The organism is Bifidobacterium sp. ESL0798, from assembly GCF_029395415.1.
Taxonomy (GTDB): Bacteria; Actinomycetota; Actinomycetes; order Actinomycetales; family Bifidobacteriaceae; genus Bifidobacterium.
The window spans coordinates 590,284-609,766 of sequence record NZ_CP113914.1; the positions used below are offsets into that span (position 1 = coordinate 590,284).

The window sequence follows — 19,483 nt, forward strand, 5'->3', positions numbered from 1 at the left end:
ACGTCGTAATCATATCGCGATTTTGAGCGCTGATGTGATTACGACGTTTCCGTTATCGGTCTATAGAAATACCCGCGTAAATGGCTACGAATCCCGGCTGACTGTTCACACCTCGCGGAAATGGCTGAAGAATTCGCGTGTGTCGGGGTTCTGCGATTCTTCCATGACCTCTTTGGGCGTGCCGTTCTCGGCGATGACGCCCTGCCGGAGCAGGACCACGCGGTCGGCGGCGTGATGGGCGAATTCCATTTCGTGGGTGGCCATCAGGATGGTGGTGCCGCGGTCTTTCAGCTCGGTGACCATTTCCAGCACTTCGCCCACAAGCATCGGGTCAAGTGCCGAAGTGATCTCGTCGAGCAGGAGCAGCTCAGGGTCGGTCATCAGCGCACGGGCGATGGCGACGCGCTGCTGCTGACCGCCGGAAAGCTGATCGGGATAGGCCTTGGCCTTGCCGTCCATGCCGATGCGCTGCAGCAGCTCGTGCGCCTTGGTTTCGGCCTTTTCCTTGGGCCAGTGATGGACCTTGATGGCACCCAGCGTCACGTTCTTGATGACGCTCATGTGCGGGAACAGGTTGAATTGCTGGAACACCACGCCGATGCGTGCGCGCGACTTGTCCGCGTTGACGCGCGGGTCGGTGATGTCGGTGCCGTTGAGCCAGATCTGGCCGTCGTCGACGCGCTCAAGCAGGTTGATGCACTTCATCAGTGTCGATTTGCCGGAACCGGAAGGCCCCAGAAGCGCCACGACCTCGTGCGGGTTGACATCGAAGGAGATGCCTTTGAGCACTTGGTTTTCGACCTTGCCATTGCGGTAGGTCTTCTTCACATTGTCGAGGTGCAGTACGGGCTTGATGGTGTTGTTGGCGGGGGTGGTGGTGACTCCGGCCGTTGGCGTATCCTGCCGCTGCGATTGTACTGGAGCGCCTTGGCCTTGCGTCTGTATGTTGATCTCGCTCATTGGTGCCTGACTTTCAAAATTCGACGCCGAAACGGATTGATCGGATTGGTTGCCGTTTTTGCTCATACCACGCCCATGCCCTGCTCACGGCTGCGCAGTCGCTTGGAATACCAATCGTTGAGGAGGATGAAGGGCACGCTGGTGCAGATGAAGAGCACACTGGCCACGACGTAAGGGGTGAAGTTGTAGGTCTGCGCCACGCTGATCTGCGCCGCCCGCACCGCGTCGACCGCACCGAGTGTGGAGATCAGGCCCGCGTCCTTCTGCATGGAGATGAAGTCGTTCATCAGCGCCGGGGCAACGTTGCGCAGCGCTTGGGGGATGATGACCATGCGGATGGTCTGGCCGCTGGTAAGCCCCAGAGAGCGGGCGGAGGCGCGTTGCGAAGGGTGCACGTCCTGGAAGCCGGCGCGCAGCACCTCGCCCACGAAAGCCGCGTAATCAAGGGTGATGGCGATGGTACCGAGCACGGCCGCGGGGATGCGCCCGAAAATGTTGAGACCTGGGATGCCGAAACCGATCAGATAGAGCAGCACGATCATCGGGATGCCGCGCATGAACGTGGTGTACAGCGTCGCCAACGCACGAAGCGGGAAGAGCAACGGCGAGGTGCTGATGCGGATCATGGCCAGAAGGGTTCCCAGAATCGCCACGCCGATGGTGGCGAAGAACAACACTTCGAGGTTGAGCCACAGGCCTTTGAGCACTGTCGGGAAGGACTGGACGAAATACTTGCCCGAGAAGAACGATTCGCGCACGTTCGGCCAGCCGGGGAGACCTTAAGCCCGATGACGATCAGCGCGGCGAGAACAAGAGTACTAACGATGCTGATGCCGACGGAACGAAGGTTCTGGCGGCGTAGGTAGCCTTGGCGTTCAAGTTCGACGGCGCTAATGTTTTGTGTTGCAGTCTGCGTCATTCATGACCAATCTTGTATGAGGAATCGAGGGTCGACGGGACAATTATAGTGTGACCCTTTAACCGGCGAAAACGGCGGTGCCGAAGTCGGTTAAAGGGTCACATGAGTAGGAATTCGTTGAGATTTCCGGCAATCAGTTCTTGAGCATCGGAATGTCGGTGGTGTATTCCTTGAGCCACTCGTGCTGCAGCTTTTCGATGGTGCCGTCCTTCTGCAGGGCATTGACGGCCTTGGTGACGGCCGGTGTGAGCTTCGATCCCTTCGGCAGGACGATGCCCATGCCGTCCTTGTCTTCGGAACCGGGGATCTGGCCGATCACCTTGGCGTTCTTGACCTGCCCGCTCTGCACCATATAGACGGCATCGGGGGTGTCGACGACGAGCGCGTCGATCTGGTTGGAATCCAAGGCCTGGGCCAGCGCCGCATTGTCGTTGAAGGTCTTGATGTCCTTCTTGATCTTGGAGACGGTGAAGTCATAGCTGGTGGTGCCCACCATGGAGCCGATGGTCCCGTTTTTGAGGTCGGAAAGCGACTTGGTGTTGGCGTACTTGCCGTTTTTCAGGACGACGACGGCCTGTGTCTCGTTGTAATAGCTGGGGGAGAAGTCGACGGCGTTCTTGCGTTCGGGGGTGATGGAGAACTGCTGGATGTTCATATCCCAGTCCTTCTGTGCGCCCGGTGCGACGGCCTGGTCGAAGGTGGTGCGCGTCCACTTGACCTGCGACTTCTTGAAGCCCATCTTCTCGGCCACCGCGTAGGAGACCGCCGCTTCGTAGCCCTTGCCGGTCTCGGGCTTGTCACCGATGACCCAAGGTTCGTAGGTGGGCTGGCCGGTGCCGATCGTCAACGTTCCCGGCGTCATGGTCTGTTGGGTGATGTCGTTTGAATTGGCGGAGCTTGACGTATTGCCGGATTTTCCGGAACCGCAGCCTGCGGCGCCACGACCAGCATGGCGACGCTCAGCGTGGCGGTGAGACCGCGGACAAGGCGTTTGGAAAGTGGCGATGACATAGTTGATGACCTCTTGCTCTTGTGAGAATCTGAATACGATATAAACCATACCGACAAGCATGAATGTTGCCCTTGTGGCAGGCTCGACGTCTGTATCATAGCATTTATCAACTCTTTCAAAGATGCGGACACACGCCTTCATTATTTAGATATTTGATAACGTGTTATCGAATATTCGAAAGGGGCGGCAAGGGACTTTGAACATGACTGCCGAGGGTGGCTATATAAGTTAGAAAGCGTTGTCGTTATACGCAACTCTGCCGGAAATCACTGTCGCGCGATTGTGCCCAGCACCGTGTCGCACCAGCTCGTCAAGCGTGTGCTCGATTTCGCGCGGGGTGTGGGTTTCGACCGGCATATTGATGAAGGCGAGATCAGCCAGCGCACCGGCGTTGATCTGCCCGATGCGCTGGGCGCCGACGTGCATGCCCATCGATTCCGCCCCGCCCAGCGTCATCATGCGGATGATGCGGTGGCTCAGATCGTCCTTGGCGTAACCCTGCTCGCGGGCGATGGCATAAACCACCGCGGCTTCGTCGAAGAGGTCAAGGCTGGGGGAGCTGGAAAGCGAGTCGGTGCCGATCGAAAGGATGTTGCCCTCGTCCATATAGCGGCGGATGGGCGCGGCCTTGCCGGTATGCGTGATCTCGTTGGAACGCGGGCACAGGGCCGCGGCCACCCCGCGTTGGCGCAGGATACGCCGGTCTTCGCGGTTGGCCCAGACGCCGTGGGCGATATGCACGTCGGGCCCCAGCGAACCCAGGCTGTCGACGAACTGGATGGCCGAAGCCCCTCTGCCATGCTTCTTGAGCTCGAGGTAATTGGCCCAGCGCTCGTCGCTCCAGTCCTTGGCGGTGTAGGTAGTGAGAATCGCCGGATGCGAGCCGGCTTCCAGCGGCGTTTCGGCCAGGTGGATATGCAGACGCATGTTGAGGCGGCGGGCGATGTCGGGCAGGTCGATGAACGGCTCGGCATCGAGGGTGTAGGGCGCATGCGGGCTGATGCCGATATTCGGCAGGTTGAGCGCTTTGAGCTTGGTAAGGCTTTCCTTGAGTGCCTTCTTGCCGTGGTCCTCCCAGTCCTGGTTATGCCAGTTCATCACCTCCCAATAGGCGATGCCGTGCAGGCCCTGAGAGGCCAGCGCCCCTGCTGCCTCGATGTCGGTGACGATGTCGGCGGCCGCTGTGGTGCCGCTTTGAACCAGTTGCCGTGCCCCGGCATAGGCCCACTGCTGCCACGGCTTGGTCTGCTCGCCCTGAGCGTAGACTTTGTCGAACGCCAGCTCCCAGCCATGGAAGTCCTGGTAATGCCCCTGCCCGACGCTCGACATGCCGGTGTATTGCAAATGGGTGTGTGCGTTGACCAGTCCCGGCATCAACACGCCGTCGAAATGCCGCTCAACCACCTTGGTTGGATCGATGCCCTCTTCCTTGAGCTCACCAAGCACCCAACGCCGTGTGCCGACATGCAGGACCCGTTCGCCGAGGATGGCCACCGCGCCGTTCGGGATGACGGGCGCGGTCACGGGAATGACGAGTTTCGCCGAGTACAGGTAGACGGTCTTCTCGTCGGCTTGGCCGTTCTTGGTAATGCCGATGGAGGTGGGGGACAGGTTCATAAGTCGCTTTCTTGCTTTGACGCTGGCAACGATTATCTCATAGAAATCGTGGTGTCATTTCATGATTGCTTTCACTGCAGGGTGACAGACGATTTTCGTGGCCGTTACTGTGGGAGACTCAAGTTTTTCCGGGTCGGGAATCATCCTGCTTATTGGCCCAGAGACGTATCAGTCCTGCATCGCGTCGAAACGGGTGGTCTTCCAGCTGTAGCCGTTGTCGGCGATTGCGTGGCTGGCTTGGTGGCCGCGGACCTGCAAGGCGATACTGGCGATTTCACGGTCGGTGGCGGCATCGAGGCGGATGATTTGGTTCGGCAGATTCCCTCGGTTGCCGATGAGATGGGCGACCGCGCTCAGCTGGACGGCGAAGCTCAGATCCATGATCTCGATGGGATTGCCACCGCCGGCCGTGTAATTGACGCCGTCACCTTGTGCAAGCAGCCGGAGTTCAGGACCGTCGGGAACGCTGATTGTGGTGATGCTATTTCCGGGCTGGTGATGGAACGAGGGGATATCGTCCAGCGCGATTTCGTCGGCGATGCCGCCGATAACGGCAAGCACGGCGTTCGGCTTCATCAAATGCAAGTGTTCGAGCGCAAGCGTGTGCCGCACGCCGGTAGCGGAGACGGCCATGTCGGTGTCTGGCAGCGCCTCGCTGATATCGGTGGTGGGAAAACCTTCGAATACCGCCTTAAGACAGGCCACCGGATCGGTGTCGCAGATGGTGACGTGTGCGCCGAGCGCCCGTACGCGCAGGGCGAAGCCGCGTCCGACCGGCCCGTAGCCGATGACGGTGAGATTCTTGCCTGCAAACCATTGCGTGCCGAGGATTTCCTGGATGGTGGTCACGCAGGTCTCGCCGGTGCCGTGGGCATTGTCGAACTCGGTCTTGAGTGCGCTGTCGTTGACGGCGACGACGGGGTAAGGCAGCGCGTCGTCGCCCTGCATGGCCTGGAACGCGCGGACGCCACTGGTCGTCTCCTCGGCCACGCCGATGAGGTTCCTGACGATTTCCGGGCGCTCGCGGGCGGCGAGACGGGCGAAGCTGGCGCCGTCGTCGATGATGATGTTCGGCTTGAGCGTGTCCAGAAGCCGTAGCGCGCCGTCGTGGTACTGGGCGGAGGTCCAGTCGTTTTTGGCTTCCACCGTGATGTCTTCGGCACGCAGTTGTTCGGCCACTCGTTCGTCCACCCCTCCGGGTTCGCAGCACACGCCGACCTGCGCCCCCACTGCCTTGAGCTCACGCAGCAGCACGGCGGTTTTGGGCTCGAGAATCAGGCAGGTGGCGATGCGGATGCCATGGAAATCGACAGTCTTGGCGAGCCGCTCCATCAGTTTGTGTGTGACCGGCATGTGTTCTTGCGCGTAGTCCATCGCGTCAAGTCCACTGACCTTGCGCATGTCCTTAAAAGGCGCGGTGTTTCCTGCACCATCGTCATACTCATGGATTCCGGAGGCTGGAACATATGGATAGGCGAATGGGATATCGTCTCTCGTGGTGTCGCCTTTGACGACGTTCATGCCCCAAGCCGCGGCTTGACTGCGAAGCAGGGCGTTGTCTTTCTTGTTTTTGTCGTGCGACTCGTCAATCACCAGGCTTGCCCCGGCCAACGATTGATTGGTGTGCTGTGAAAACGTTTGTGCCCATGAAGCGAAATCACGGTAGGGATGATTGACAATGTTCATTTTCGTCCTATTCGAGTGTGAAGCCGTCGAAGGTGAAGCCGGGGCTTACCACGCAGGAGACCAGTGCGTCGCCTTTGCCGGGCACGGTGCGCTGCCAGCAGCCTTCGGGGATGACCACTTGGCCGATTGGTGCCGATGAGGCATCGGATGCTGGCGCATTGGCCTGGGGCGTGGTGCCGGTCGCAGCCGGATTGACCGATGCCATTGCCTGCCCGAGCGTATATAGCGTACGTCCGGATTCGTCGGCCGGGGCGTCGCCGTATCCGCCCAGCTCAAGGCCGACGGTGGCCGGTCCGTGCCAGAGCCAGATTTCCGTGGCATCCACCTTGTGCCAGGCGCTCGCATCACCCTGTGCCAAAAGAAAATAGATCAGCGAGGCCCAAGGCCGGCCCTCGGTTGCCTTCATCGATTCCAGGTCGGCCTCGGTTGCCGCATAGGTGTCATCGGAATCCGCCGGTGTGATGGTGATGCCGGTAGCGTCGGAATCCATCGATGCGCCTGTAGCGCCGATGCCGCGCTGTGCGTCTCCGCGTTCCGCGGCCTGTTTCGTCGCCGACCCCGCCGCGGCCTGCAAGCTCAGCCAGGTCTGCCGGTACCAGCCTCCCTCGGGATGTGCCTCAAGTCCCAGACTCTTGACCATCTGCTGTGCATATTCGCTCATATCCTCAAATGCGACGCTCATTGCCTTGTCCTTTGCGGAAGTCGAGTGGAGCCTGTTGAAGGCTTCACTCATATGGTTCAATTCCAATTTGCCGTTTGAGACGATTCTAGCAATTTGCCTTGGCATGAAGCGTGGCAAAAGCCGGAGGGTCCTATATTTTCTTGTCTTGTTACAGGGCGGAAGCGCATGGAAACGTCAAGGATTTTCGCCGATGGTCCTTGCCGTATCAGGATTTCGCGAACTCTTGTGCCGTGCCCGGCGAAGTCGCCATTGGTGTTGTTCCGGCTTTTGAAAACCGCTGAGACTATCTTCCTTTGGAAACGCCTAGCGCATCGAGGGCATCGCGCAGGGACGAGACCTCGATGATTTCCAAGCCCTTGACGGCTTTGAGTTTGCGGCGGCTGCGGTTGGTGGGCACCACAGCGCGGGTGAAGCCCAGGCGTGCGGCCTCGTTCAGGCGATGGCTCAGCTGGGGGACGGGGCGTACCTGGCCGGTGAGTGATATCTCTCCCATTGCACAGGTGGTGCGGGCGATGGGTTTGCTGGTGGCGGCGCTCGCCAATGCGGCGACGATGGCGAGATCGCAGGCCGGTTCTTTCGCCAGACCGCCGGCGATGGTGGAAACGTAGAGGTCATTGGCCAGAAGATTCACGCGGCCGTGGCGGTACAGTACTGCCGAAAGCATGGCCAGACGATTCGAATCGATGCCGTTGGTGTTGCGGCGCGGCGTCGGCAAAACGGATTTGGTGACCAGCGCCTGCACCTCGATCGGCAGGCTGCGGTGGCCGTCGAGCGTGAACGTGACGCACGTGCCTTCCACCGGTGCATCTTCGGTCGAAAGGAACAGGCCGGAGGGGTCGCTGACCTCTTCGATGCCCTCGCCGCTCATGTCGAAACAGCCCACCTCGTCGGTTGGGCCGAAACGGTTCTTGGCAGCGTGCAACAGGCGTAGCGCGGTGACGCGATCGCCCTCGAACTGGCAGACCACGTCGACCAGATGCTCGAGCGTGCGCGGGCCGGCGATCGATCCATCCTTGGTGACGTGGCCGACCAGCATGACCGGGATGTCGAGCGTTTTGGCGGTGTCAATCAGGGCGCTGGCAACCTCACGTACCTGCGTGGAGCCGCCGGAGATGCCATCGACGTCCTGCGAGACGATGGTCTGCGCCGAATCCACGATGGCGAGGCTTGGCTTCTCCTGTTCGATCAGACCAAGTACGGTCGCCAGGTCGGTGGTGGAGGCGAGCAGCAGATTGCTTTCAAGCGCGTTGATGCGCGAGGCCCGCATGCGCACCTGTGCCTGCGATTCCTCACCGGATATATAAAGAACGGATTTCTTGGAGTTGCCGCGTGCCACGTTTCCGGCCGTTTCGAGCAGCAGCGTCGACTTGCCGATGCCCGGTTCGCCGGCGACCAGTACGACCGACCCCGGTACGATGCCGCCGCCGAGCACGCGGTCGAATTCGCCGAAGCCTGTGGGGATGCGCTTCGCGCCTTCAGTCGAGATTTCGGTGATCGGCTTGGCCGCGGCACTGCCCGCGATGACGGCGGAGCTGGCCTGTGTGCGTGAGGTGCGTCCGGGCGCAGCCGTGCGTGATGCGGCGGCCGGACGTGCCTCGTGGAATTCCTCGATGGTGCCCCACGCGCCGCATTCTGGACAGCGCCCGTACCATTTCACGCCGTTCCATCCGCACTCCGAGCAGACATACTGTGTCGCATTCTTTGCCATGATGCCGACGCTAGCCAATTTTGCCGACAAGGGCAAGTCCTTTCAAGGTTTTGACGCGGGCGGTCGGCAGACACGAATGTTCTGTTTACCCTTAAAACGTTGTAATTCAAGCGAGACGAGACAGTCTGTCTGATAACGACAGCGTCAGTACACTGTGAAATAATTACGGCTATGTCAACTCAACAAAGGTATCCCTCTTCTTCTCATGGCAAATTGATCGCCGTTGTGGTCGCGGCCGCGGTGGTAATAGTACTAGCCTTGCTTTCCGCGTTTGTATGGCCGGGCTGGGCGATGAACAAAGGTGCCGGCGAGGAACAGAAGCAGCAGCAGATAACGACGGCCGCCAAGCCGGAGCCGACCACGCCGAGTATCAAGGCCAAGGAACTGCCGCAGGACGCCACGCCGCTGTTGAAGGCGATGCCCGATACCGTTGTCAATTTTGCGCGTACAGAAGCCGCTCCCAGCGCCAATTGGACATCGGCTTCGCCGCTGGAGGAGTACACGCTCACGTATTCGACAGGGAACATAGCCAAGGACGTCACGCTTGTGGTGGCTCAGTGGTCTGGCAATGATACGGCGAAAACGCAATATGACACGCTGACCGATGCGCTCAAAGGCACGGATCTGGCCAGTGGCGATGTCAAGGTTTCCGGCAATGCCACGGGCAAATATGTGGTCAAAGCCGACAGCGACAAGAGCAAGACCGCGACGGCGGTCTGGCAGAACGATACCGTTGTCTTTCAGGCCACAGGCCCCAAGGCCTCGATTCAGCGGTTCTATTCGAAATTCCCGCTCTAAACCGATTTCTCGCAACCATCGTGTTGAACGTTCGATGTAATTTGTTCGTTGCGTGATTTGTGCGCGATTGCCGAAAATTGGCTCCATGGCGTTTTAAGTCGGCAAGAGCGAGTAACATAGGTAAAGTTGCAAACTTATAGTCAAGGATTGGAGGCTTCAGATGGGTTCTGTCATCAAGAAGCGCCGCAAGCGGATGAGCAAGAAGAAGCACCGCAAACTGCTGCGTAAGACTCGTCATCAGCGCAAGTAGTAGTAAAGCTTTTCGTGCAAGGCTCGGGGTCGTTCGGCTCCGGGCCTTGTTGTTTTTTTCTTTTCGCAGGCATTGTCCGTGCGGGTGTCGCAATCGCGTCAGATAATGCCGGACGCTTGGCATAGAGCGCAAAAGACTGGCGTACCGGCCTTTGCCGTGGAACCATGAAAGCATGACACAAATAACTTTGGGTGGCGTGGCCACCAACACTGTAGGAAATCTCCCGGCCGTCGGATCCAAGGCCCCGGCTTTCACCCTCGCTGACGGCGACCTGAACGATTTCGACTCGTCCAAGTTCGCCGGCAAAAAGGTCGTCATCAACATCTTTCCGTCCGTCGATACGGATGTCTGCTCGATGTCGGTGCGCAAGTTCAATCAGATGGCCGATGAGCTTGAAGACACCGTCGTGGTCTGCGTCTCCAAGGATCTTCCGTTCGCTCAGGGGCGCTTCTGCGGCGCGGAGGGTATCAAGAACGTCATCACCGGTTCTGCGTTCCGCTCCTCGTTCGGCGAGGATTTTGGCGTCACCATCGCCGACGGCGGCATGAAGGGGCTGCTTTCCCGCGCTGTGGTCGTCGTTGACCGGGACGGTAACGTCGCTTACGCGCAGCAGGTGCCCGAAATCGGCACCGAGCCCGATTATGATGCCGCTCGCAAGGCGGTTGAGGCGCTCAAGTAGCGGGGAACAACTGAGACATGCGCTAAACGCGACACTGAGTGAGTCTGAGTGTCGCGTTTAGCCTTTCCTTTCGGATTATGCGCTAGCCGCGACGATGAATCAATCTGAGCGTCATATTGAGCGCATATTCCCCGTCAGCAGGTATGAATACGGTCTGACGAGGTGGAAATACAAAACCGGCACGCAATGCGAATCAAGCAAATTGCGTGCCGGTTGTTGTTTATCGGACCAGATCGGCCGAAGTCGGCCGAGGCTTTATCGAACTCAGTTCTCGGAAACGGTCAGCACACGCGGACCGTTGGGGTTGCCGACGATGACCTTGTCCACGCGGTTGAGGAAGAGGCCATGCTCCACCACGCCGACCGTGTTGATGAGGTCCTCGGCGAGATCCTGCGGATGGTCGATGCGCTCGAGGTGCAGGTCGACGACGTAGTTGTTCTCGTCGGTGCGCACCTCGGTGCCGTCGGCGTTCTTGCGCAGCACCGGCTTGTAGCCCTTGTCCTCGAACTTCTTGATGACGTGTGCGGAGCCGTAGGGGATGACCTCGACGGGCAGCGGGAACGCACCGATGGTGTCGACCACCTTGGAGGCATCGACGATCCAGATGTTGTAGTTGGCGTTCTCGTTGACGATCTTCTCCCAGAGCAGGGCCGCGCCGCCACCCTTGATGCCGTTGAAGTTCTTGTCCACTTCGTCGGCTCCGTCGATGGCGAGGTCGATGTGGTCCACGTCGTCGATGTCGACGATCTTGATGCCGTAGCCCTCGGCCTGCCTGGCGGTGCGGCGCGAAGTCGTCACGCCGGTGAACTTGAGGCCTTCCTCCTGCGTGCGGCGGCCGAGCTCATCGACCAGAAAACGTACGGTCGAACCGGTGCCGAGACCTGCGATCATACCGTCCTTGATGAACTTGGCACCTTCGATGCCGGCTGCCTTCTTAAGCGCGTCTTGTTGTTCCCTGTCCATTGATACTCCTTTTAACAGGTCTGGCTTCGTCATGTAGTGACGAGCGTCACTTTCCATAGTATCGGTGTTCCGATACTTTTGCTCTTGTTCATGTTTTGTTTGTTTTTGTCACTTTTTGTGATTCTCGTTCATGATGAGGAACGGGACATTGTTCAGCGTGATTGCACCGTTTCCGGCCACGTATCCGTCAATTGCGATGACGCCGCGGATGTGTCGCGGCCGACCGTTGTATGTCGGGCTGGTCTGCGGGGCGGGGAAAAGCGCAACGTACCGCTTACGCTCAGGCCGCTGGGCAGATATGAAGGTGTTGGATTTGTTTCTGCCTGCACGGCCTGCTTCGGCTCAGGCTTACCGGAGGTTTCCGGCGGTTTTGGTGCAATGGCGGTCGTCGCGTCATTGTTTGCCTGTCCGGATTCCTGTGTATTTGCGCAATCAGCGGATACGTCGTTTGTCACCTTGCTGTCAGCATCGTCGTCGGTGGAATCGTTTTTGCGTCCGCTGTCTGGTGTCGCGCTCGCCCTGTCCGTTTCATTGCTCTCTGCAATGGTGTCAGCCGTCGGTTGCTCGGATACGGAAGTGGGATTCACGGCAGGCGGTTCGGTTTGCCCAACGATGCCATCGCTTCTGTCGGCGGGAATGGTGATGTCATCGCCGACCGGGGACGCGCCGAAATCCGGATGGGAACGCACCGTCCGGCCGATGGTTGGGGATTCGCCTGCACGATGATTGTCTTCGCTCCGGCGATCGTCGCCATCCGAGGGTTTGTCGCTCTCGGCTGCGCGATGATGCGCGACTATTGGCTTGCGATCGCTGAAATCGTATTCGGGCACACCTTCAGGTTCCGCAAGTCGTTCGGCCAGTGTCGGTTTGTGGGAGGTTTGCTTTGCGGCTCTTCCATCACCTGCGATTTGCTTTCCGTTCGGTTCATTGCGGTTCGGCGTTGTGTTTTCGGTGTCTTCGGAATCGTCCCAATTATCGTTGTCTTCATCGCCCGACTCAGCCCCTCGTCCGAGATGATACTGTTCCTCGGTGATTTTGCCTTCGATGAGCATTTTCGCGTCGGCGGGAATATCCACTCCCTTGGCGTAAGTGGAAGCGAGCAGCGACTGCCAGCCTTCCAGCGGCAGATAGCCGTCTTTGACTCCGCTACGTGCATCGCCGGAATAGGTGTGGGCGAGATCGTCGACTTTTTCGTTGCCGGGATTGCCGTTGTGCCCCTTGACCCAGACGAACTTCACCGGTCCTTCGCGGCGTGCGATTTCGGCGTCGATGGCTTTGATGAGCGGCGCGTTCTTCACCGGTTTTTTCTGTGAGTTCTTCCAGCCGTTCTTTTTCCAGCCCTTGACCCAGGTGGTCGAGCAGTTGATGGCATACTGCGAATCGGTCTCGATGGTCAGCGGTTCCGCTCCACGGTGTGCCCGCAGCGCCTCGAGCACCGCGCACAGCTCGCCGATCTGGTTGGTGCCGTTGGTGGCGCCACCCGCGTCGCTGTCCCCATCGTGCTGGTGCCCGTTCGTCCGTGCCGCATTTGCCGCGTGATCGGCCCAAGCCCAGCCCATCGGCCCATTGGGGTTGCCAAGCGCGCTGCCGTCCGTAGAAACCGTAATAGTCATATCTCTAAGATTACGTTGCGGCGGCGAAATCGGGGCGGATGCTGCAAAGACCAGTCGAAAGTGCTTTCGACAATCGCGGAACCGCTGACGTTCCTGTTGCACTATCGGCCGGCCTTCGTGCCGCTTGCTATTCGCCCAACGCCTTGTCGACCACGTCGGTGGCTTCGGCGAGGACCTTGTCGAGCGCCTCGGGGGAGACGAACGATTCGGCATAGATCTTGTAGATGTTCTCGGTGCCGGAGGGGCGGGCGGCGAACCAGTTGTTCTTGGTGGTCACCTTGATGCCGCCGATCGGCGCGTCGTTGCCGGGCGCTTGCGTGAGCTTGGCGGTGATGTCCTCGCCGGCCAATGTCGTGGCGGACACGGATTGCGGGGTCAAGGCCGCGAACTTCTGCTTCTGTTCGAGCGTGGTCGGGGTGTCGACGCGCTTGTACCAGCTTTCGCCGAACTGCGCGACCTGCTCCTGATGCAGTTGGGCCGGGTTCTTGCCGGTTTGGGCGGTGATCTCCGCGGCCAGCAGGTCGGGGATGATGCCGTCCTTGTCGGTGGTCCATACGCGGCCGTCGCGACGCAGGAAGCTCATGCCGCTGCTTTCCTCGCCGCCGAAGGCGACCTTGCCGGTGAAGAGCGGGTCGACGAACCATTTGAAGCCGACCGGCACCTCGACCAGCGGCGCACCGATGGAGGCGGCCACGCGGTCGATCAGTGAGGAGGAGACGAGCGTCTTGCCGATGCCCGTGCCGTTGGGCCAGCCCGGGCGTGCGCCGCCGAAGAGATAGGCGATGCACACGGCGAGGTAGTGGTTCGGGTTCATGACCCCCCAGTCGGGGCAGACGATGCCGTGGCGGTCGGCGTCGGGGTCGGTGCCGCCCACGAGGTCGTACTTGCTCCAAGCTCCGGCGTTGAGTTCGTCGACCAGGCCCTTCATCGCATACTGCGAGCTCGGATCCATACGGATCTTGCCGTCGTGGTCGATGGTCATGAACCGCCAGGTCGGGTCGACTTCGGGGCGCACCACGCCGATATCGAGACCGTACTTCTCGTTGATCAGCGGCCAATAGTTCACGCTCGCGCCGCCCAGCGGGTCGATCCCCAGGCGCACGCCGGAGGAGCGGATGGCGTCGAAATCGATGACGTCACCCAAATCGGAAACGTAATGGTCGCGGTAATCAAAGCGTTCGACCAGCGGGGACTTGATGGCCTCGTTGTAGGGCACACGCTTGACATCACGGAAGTGGCCTAAGAGCTCGTTGGCGCGGTTGGCGATGGCTTCGGTCGCTTCGGCCGGGGCCGGACCGCCGGTGACCGGATCGTACTTGAAACCGCCGTCGGTGGGCGGGTTGTGCGAAGGGGTCACCACGATGCCGTCTGCCAGGCCCTCGCCTTCGAAGCGCTGTGAGCCGTCGGCGGCGCGGTTGTGGGTGAGGATGGCGTGCGAGACGACCGGGGTGGGCACGAAGTCGTTGCGCGAATCGATACGCACGGTTACGCCGTTGGCGACGAGCACTTCGATGGCTGTCTTCATCGCGGGGCCGGAAAGCGCATGCGTGTCGCGGCCGAGATAGAGCGGCCCGGTGACGTTGGCCTGCTTGCGGTATTCGGCGATGGCCTGGCTGATCGCGACGATGTGCGCCTCGTTGAACGAGGTCTTCAGCGATGAGCCGCGGTGTCCGGAGGTGCCGAAGGAGACGCGCTGTGCCGGGTCGGCCGGGTCGGGGATGGCGTCATAATATTTGCCGATGACCTCGTTGACGTCGATGAGGTCGGCTTGTGTGGCGGGTTTGCCCGCATTATTTGCAACCATGCCTCCATTGTGCCACAGTCATGCGGCGAAAGCGTGGATTTTGTGCGCTGTCACAATCAATCACACACCGGCGTTGTGAGGTTGCGCGACCCATCGGTGCCGGCAAACGAATGTTGACTTCTTTTTATACATGGTTTCCGACACTGATCTGTAGATTGGCAATAAACATTGTTGGAAATGCGAAGCGAAACGAGCGGGTCATTGCTAGGCGATTTGGTGCCTATAGCGGTCAGCGTGCTGGAAAATGTCATATAAATTCTTCTGTAAGCACCAAAAGGGACGTTACGTATTGCGACGCACTACGATGAAGCGGGAGAAATAACCTATCAACCTATGTTTGAGGCGTTTCCATGACATTTTACGGTATCAATTACCTGCAGAACCAGCACGGCATCAATCAGGTCATCCGATTCGTCGTCATCATCGCGTTGTGCGTGGCGCTGGTCGCGTTCTTCGTGTTGTATCTGCGGCACCGGCTCAAAACGAAATACCGCGACTTGGGCATCATCGCGTTGCTGCTGGTGGTGCTGGTGCTCGGCAGCGGCTATACGCAATTCCGGCAAAGCGAGACGGCCAGCGCGAAAAGCGAGCAGATGGTCAGTTTTGTGACACACGTCGCCAAGGAGCGGCACGTTTCGCAGGATGATGTGCTGGTCAATTCGAAATACCTGAACCAGGACGTCATCGTCAAAATCGGCGACAAGTACTATACGGTCAACCTCAACACGGACTATACCGCTTACAAACTCACCGAAACCCACATGCTCACCGACGTCAAGGAAGAAAAGTGAACGTATATCCGTCATGCTGTGGCACAAAGTGGTCGATACTGGTGCAAAGTGGTCATTTTGAGAGGGTGAAATGACCACTTTGCACCAGCTGTGACCACTTAGCAGCAGTATCGCGCCGTTAGCGCACGGCAAGCCTATCGTTCATTGTCTGCTTCAGAAAAAGGAGTCATCATGCTCATTAGCACCACACTCATCGTCAAACTCGTCGTGGGCATCGCCTTTCTGATCGTCCACATCAATCTTTTCGGCAAGTCCAACCTCGCGCCCACCAGCGCCATGGACCAGATCCAGAACTACGTGCTCGGCGCCATCATCGGCGGCGTGATCTACAACGAGCAGATCACTGTGCTTCAGTTCGTCTTCGTGCTGATCACGTGGATGCTGCTGTGTATGCTCATCAAGTTCGGCAAGGAGAACAGCCGACCGATCAAGAAACTCATCGACGGCAGCCCGGTTATGCTCATCTCGCACGGCAAGGTCGACGTCGCCACCTGCATGCGCAAAGGCGTTTCGGCCAGCGACCTGATGCTCAAATTGCGCGCGCAGGGTGTCTACGAGATCTCCAAGGTCCTGAAGGCCTACTTCGAGCAGAACGGCCAGCTGACGGTCATCTGCTATGGCGACGAGACGCTGCGACTGCCGCTGATCGTCGACGGGCAGGTCGACACGGACGTGCTGGAAGCCATCGGCCACGACAAGGACTGGCTTGAAAACGAGGTCAAAAAGCAGGGCTACGACGGCACCAACGGCGTGTATATCGGCGAGTACGTCTCCAGGAAGCTGGAACTGACCGGTTACGCGAAGTAGAAATTATTGTTCGAGTTCGGCCTTGGCCGGAACGCGTACACGCAGCGACTTGGGCTCGACACTGAAACGGATATGGCTGGTTGCGCCGAGCATATCGCCGTCGACTTGCGCCAGCGCGGGCTTTTCGAGCTTGATTTCTGCCTTGACCCCTTGGATCTGTTCCATGGTCGAATTGGTGGAAAGCGGGCTTTGCTGCGCACGTCCGGTGATGGTCTGGTGCATCACGTCGCCGAAGAGGTTCATCCATCCGAGAAGACCGCCTGAAGTGTCGATGACTTCGAAATCGAGCAGGCCATCGTCGAACGAGGCGTCCGGCATCAGCGAGAATACGGGGATCTGCCCGCAATTGCCGGCCATGAACGTGCGGAAATGCAACTCGCCGATGGTGTGTGAGCTGCCGTCGGCGCTGGTAACGGCGACGGCACCGCGGTATTTCGGAGCGAACAGGTGCTTCATGCCGCCGGAGAAATAGGCGAGCCAGCTGATGCTTTTCTTCAGTTCCGGATCGGTGTCGCTGATCATATCGGCGTCGAAACCGATGCCCGCGATGATGAGGAATGCGTGGGCGTGGTCCTCGTCGGGCCTGTCGAGCAGCGCCATACGTCCCATGTCGACCATCCGCTCGCCGTGCGAAGTAGCGATGGCCAGGGCCGCGTTGATGTCGTCGACCGGGATGCCCATGTTGCGTGCGAAGAGGTTGCCGGTGCCGATGGGGATGATGCCCAAGGTGTGCCCCGTACCGCTTACGGCGCTCGCGACGGTGCGCACGGTGCCGTCGCCGCCCACCGCCACCAGGACGTCGGCGCCATGTTCAAGCGCCTCCAACGCGCAAACCCGCCCGTCGCGTTGAAGCGTCGTTTCGATGAATTCGATCTCGGTGATGTTGTGGTCTTTGCAGAATTCCTCGATGTGCAGGCGTGAGCGTGCGGCCTGGGGTTTCGAGGGATTGATGATGAAGGCGTAACGGACCTGGTCATCGTCGCGCTTATTGAATCTCTGCACCCTTCGCCAGCGCCACCAGGAGCGCCATGCCAGCGCGGCGGCAACGGTGAGAACGCATACCGCAACCACGGCGATGACGATGAAAAGCACAGTTCGAGACATGGTCCTATTGTGTCGCAATACATTGACGTTGCGCCTGCGGTTGAAAAAGATGAACGAAGCCTGCACGTTGGCCCGTCGTGGCTTGCTTCGGTTGGTGTTCGATCGGGATGATTGGTTGTTGGCTGCCGGCACGGAGGCACGACGGCATTCCGGCGCCGAGGCGGCAGAACGGATGCGCCGCGAGGAAACATAAACGAAACAATGCCGTCTCATTATTTGTCATCGGGTGATCGGCCGTGGACCGGCTTCAATATACTTGGGAAACATGCTGGATAAAGGAATGGAAACAGGCGTCATGGCCAATGCCGTGTGCCGCTCCTTGATTGCCCTGAATACCAGCATTCTCGCTTCGATTCGTCGATCGTATTCGTCGTCGACCGTCGTTTGCAGCGATATTTCGGATTGATTTATCAGGTTTCGCAAAATTCAAATATTGCATTATCGAAACGGCATGATCTGCCCGTAACGTGTGGTGTTTTGCTTCGCAAAGGGCGGTGACCCATTCGAAGCGGTTTTAAAAATTCCGACAAAACATGAGGGAAAGTGGATTCATGACGAGTGAAGAAGGGCAACCACAAAAACAGACGGATAGCGCGCAAGTCGATGCAGCCGGAAAAGAGTGGACAACGAACAAGGATGATAAGGCCGACAGGGTCTCTGCGCTCAAATGGCACGGCCAGGACGTGCGTTGGATGCTGAGTCTTTTCGGCACCGCCATTGGTGCCGGCGTCCTGTTTCTGCCGATCGACGCCGGTGGGGCGGGCGTGGTCGGCATCGTGCTCATGCTGCTGATGGCCTATCCGCTGGCCTATTTCGCACACCGGGCGATGTGCCGGTTCGTGCTTTCGGCCCGTAACCCCGATGACGACATCACCGACGTGGTCGAGCAGCATTTCGGCTTCGGTTTCGGCATGGTCTTCACCGTCATCTACTTCGTCGAGGTGCTGGTCATCCTGCTGATGTATTCGGTCTCCATCACCAATACGGCCGAAAGCTTCATCGTCAACCAGCTGCATGTGCCCGCCCCGCCGCGCTGGCTGCTTTCCCTCGTGCTCGTCGCGGTTTTGATTCTCATCGTGGCCTGCGGCACCCGCGCCGTGACCCGTGTGATGAGCTGGCTGACCTGGCCGGTCATCGCAGTGCTGGTGATTTTCGCGCTCTACCTCATCCCTCGCTGGAACCCTTCCATGCTGACCAGTATCCCGCGTAACGCCGCCGGCAGTTTTGATTTCGGCACCCTTCTGCTTGATCTGTGGCTGCTTGTCCCCGTTATCGTGCTGACCTTCGATCATTCCGCCATCGTCTCGTCCTTCTCCGTCAACGTGCGCAGACGGTACGGCAAATATTCCGACGACAAGATCGGCAGGATTTTGAAGGTCGGGGAGCCCATGATGGTCACCGTCGTGCTCTTCTTCGTCTTAAGCAGCGATCTGGCGCTCACCCCCGGCGATTTGGCGCAGGCCAAGGCGCAGAACGTCTCCATTTTGAGCTATCTCGCCAATATGCTGGGCACCCCGGCCATCTCGTGGATTGCCTCGATTACCGCGTTCGTCTGCATCTTCAAGGCGTTCCTCGGCCATTATCTGGGCGTTGAGGAAGGGCTTGGCGGCATCATCCGCAAGGTCGCGCACGCCAAAGGTGTGGTGGTCGAGCGCAAAAAGCTCAACGTCATCGTCAGCGTTTTGATGTTCTTCGCCTGCTGGTTCGTGGCCTGGGCCAACCCCTCGGCCATCGGTATGATCGAGACCATGGCCGGTCCGCTGATTGCCTTCATCCTTCTGTTGCTGCCGATGTACGGCGTACACAAGGTGCCGGCGCTCAGGCAGTACTCCCGCAAGATCAGCAACGTGTTCATCGTGGTCGTCGGCGTCATTGCGGTCAGCGCGATTTTCTACAACATCGTTGGGCTGTTCCTATAAGTCGATTGTCTGATTGTTCTTTGTCTTGCTCCGACTTTGATTCCAAAACAAAGGCGGTGATCGGGCGATAATCGATAGAGGTAATTTCAATAAATAAAAACATCAATACCGGCGCTTATAGACGGGCCGCGATCCGCCCGTAGGTGTCCTTTTACGGAAGTAGGCTTGAGG

At 59.1% G+C, this 19,483-nt stretch carries 14 protein-coding genes and 4 pseudogenes; 6 read left to right on the forward strand and 12 right to left on the reverse strand.

From position 1 onward, the window contains the following. Positions 1-105: 105 nt before the first annotated feature. The 7 genes and pseudogenes from OZX74_RS02405 to radA form a co-directional block, all read right to left on the reverse strand. Positions 106-960 carry an amino acid ABC transporter ATP-binding protein gene (locus tag OZX74_RS02405; RefSeq protein WP_277156970.1) on the reverse strand — a complete coding sequence of 285 codons (855 nt, stop codon included), beginning with the start codon at positions 958-960 and terminating at the stop codon, positions 106-108. 62 nt (positions 961-1,022) lie between these two features. Continuing rightward, positions 1,023-1,879: pseudogene (locus OZX74_RS02410) on the reverse strand (amino acid ABC transporter permease). A 133-nt stretch (positions 1,880-2,012) separates the two neighbouring features. Beyond that, positions 2,013-2,830, reverse strand: a pseudogene (locus tag OZX74_RS02415) (ABC transporter substrate-binding protein). Between the two features lie 289 nt (positions 2,831-3,119). Beyond that, on the reverse strand, positions 3,120-4,508 hold the full coding sequence (locus tag OZX74_RS02420; protein ID WP_277156972.1) for an amidohydrolase family protein: 1,389 nt from the start codon (positions 4,506-4,508) through the stop codon (positions 3,120-3,122). A gap of 168 nt (positions 4,509-4,676) precedes the next feature. After that, positions 4,677-6,194 carry an adenosylhomocysteinase gene (locus OZX74_RS02425; RefSeq protein WP_277156973.1) on the reverse strand — a complete coding sequence of 506 codons (1,518 nt, stop codon included), beginning with the start codon at positions 6,192-6,194 and terminating at the stop codon, positions 4,677-4,679. Between the two features lie 7 nt (positions 6,195-6,201). Next, positions 6,202-6,981 carry a cupin domain-containing protein gene (locus tag OZX74_RS02430; RefSeq protein WP_348519554.1) on the reverse strand — a complete coding sequence of 260 codons (780 nt, stop codon included), beginning with the start codon at positions 6,979-6,981 and terminating at the stop codon, positions 6,202-6,204. 178 nt (positions 6,982-7,159) lie between these two features. Then, complete coding sequence (gene radA, locus OZX74_RS02435) at positions 7,160-8,584, reverse strand: DNA repair protein RadA (RefSeq protein WP_277157389.1); 1,425 nt, start codon at positions 8,582-8,584, stop codon at positions 7,160-7,162. Positions 8,585-8,755: 171 nt separating this feature from the next. Between radA and OZX74_RS02440 the strand changes: the two genes are divergently transcribed. The 3 genes from OZX74_RS02440 (at position 8,756) to tpx (ending at position 10,311) form a co-directional block, all read left to right on the forward strand. Continuing rightward, positions 8,756-9,382, forward strand: coding sequence for a hypothetical protein (locus OZX74_RS02440; RefSeq protein ID WP_277156975.1), 627 nt, complete (start codon positions 8,756-8,758; stop codon positions 9,380-9,382). 160 nt (positions 9,383-9,542) lie between these two features. After that, a complete protein-coding gene (locus tag OZX74_RS02445) occupies positions 9,543-9,632 on the forward strand; it encodes an AURKAIP1/COX24 domain-containing protein (protein ID WP_004268639.1) in 90 nt (29 codons plus the stop codon). Positions 9,633-9,804: 172 nt separating this feature from the next. Continuing rightward, positions 9,805-10,311 (forward strand): thiol peroxidase, encoded by a 507-nt coding sequence (tpx, locus tag OZX74_RS02450; protein ID WP_277156976.1) that lies wholly within the window; start codon positions 9,805-9,807, stop codon positions 10,309-10,311. A gap of 264 nt (positions 10,312-10,575) precedes the next feature. Here tpx and rpiA read toward each other — a convergent pair whose 3' ends face one another. The 4 genes and pseudogenes from rpiA to pgm all read right to left on the reverse strand — a co-directional run bounded on the left by rpiA (position 10,576) and on the right by pgm (position 14,691). Then, a complete protein-coding gene (gene rpiA / locus OZX74_RS02455) occupies positions 10,576-11,274 on the reverse strand; it encodes a ribose-5-phosphate isomerase RpiA (RefSeq protein WP_277156977.1) in 699 nt (232 codons plus the stop codon). Positions 11,275-11,382: 108 nt separating this feature from the next. Continuing rightward, positions 11,383-11,567: pseudogene (locus OZX74_RS09085) on the reverse strand (hypothetical protein); the annotation flags it as partial. Between the two features lie 711 nt (positions 11,568-12,278). Continuing rightward, a pseudogene (locus OZX74_RS02460) lies at positions 12,279-12,887 on the reverse strand (ribonuclease H); the annotation flags it as partial. Positions 12,888-13,014: 127 nt separating this feature from the next. Further along, positions 13,015-14,691, reverse strand: a complete 1,677-nt coding sequence (gene pgm, locus OZX74_RS02465) for a phosphoglucomutase (alpha-D-glucose-1,6-bisphosphate-dependent) (RefSeq protein ID WP_277156978.1) — start codon at positions 14,689-14,691, stop codon at positions 13,015-13,017. 350 nt (positions 14,692-15,041) lie between these two features. Between pgm and OZX74_RS02470 the strand changes: the two genes are divergently transcribed. Next, positions 15,042-15,482 (forward strand): DUF3290 domain-containing protein, encoded by a 441-nt coding sequence (locus tag OZX74_RS02470; protein ID WP_277156979.1) that lies wholly within the window; start codon positions 15,042-15,044, stop codon positions 15,480-15,482. 171 nt (positions 15,483-15,653) lie between these two features. Then, a complete protein-coding gene (locus OZX74_RS02475; RefSeq protein ID WP_277156980.1) occupies positions 15,654-16,289 on the forward strand; it encodes a DUF421 domain-containing protein in 636 nt (211 codons plus the stop codon). Between the two features lie 3 nt (positions 16,290-16,292). Here the strand turns inward: OZX74_RS02475 and OZX74_RS02480 are convergent, their stop codons facing one another. After that, a complete protein-coding gene (locus tag OZX74_RS02480; RefSeq protein ID WP_277156981.1) occupies positions 16,293-17,393 on the reverse strand; it encodes a diacylglycerol kinase family protein in 1,101 nt (366 codons plus the stop codon). A 551-nt stretch (positions 17,394-17,944) separates the two neighbouring features. On the opposite strand from OZX74_RS02480, the gene OZX74_RS02485 reads away from it, so the two are divergent. After that, positions 17,945-19,312: a hypothetical protein gene (locus OZX74_RS02485; RefSeq protein ID WP_277156982.1), complete on the forward strand. Its 1,368-nt coding sequence runs from the start codon at positions 17,945-17,947 to the stop codon at positions 19,310-19,312. The last annotated feature ends 171 nt before the right edge of the window (positions 19,313-19,483 follow it).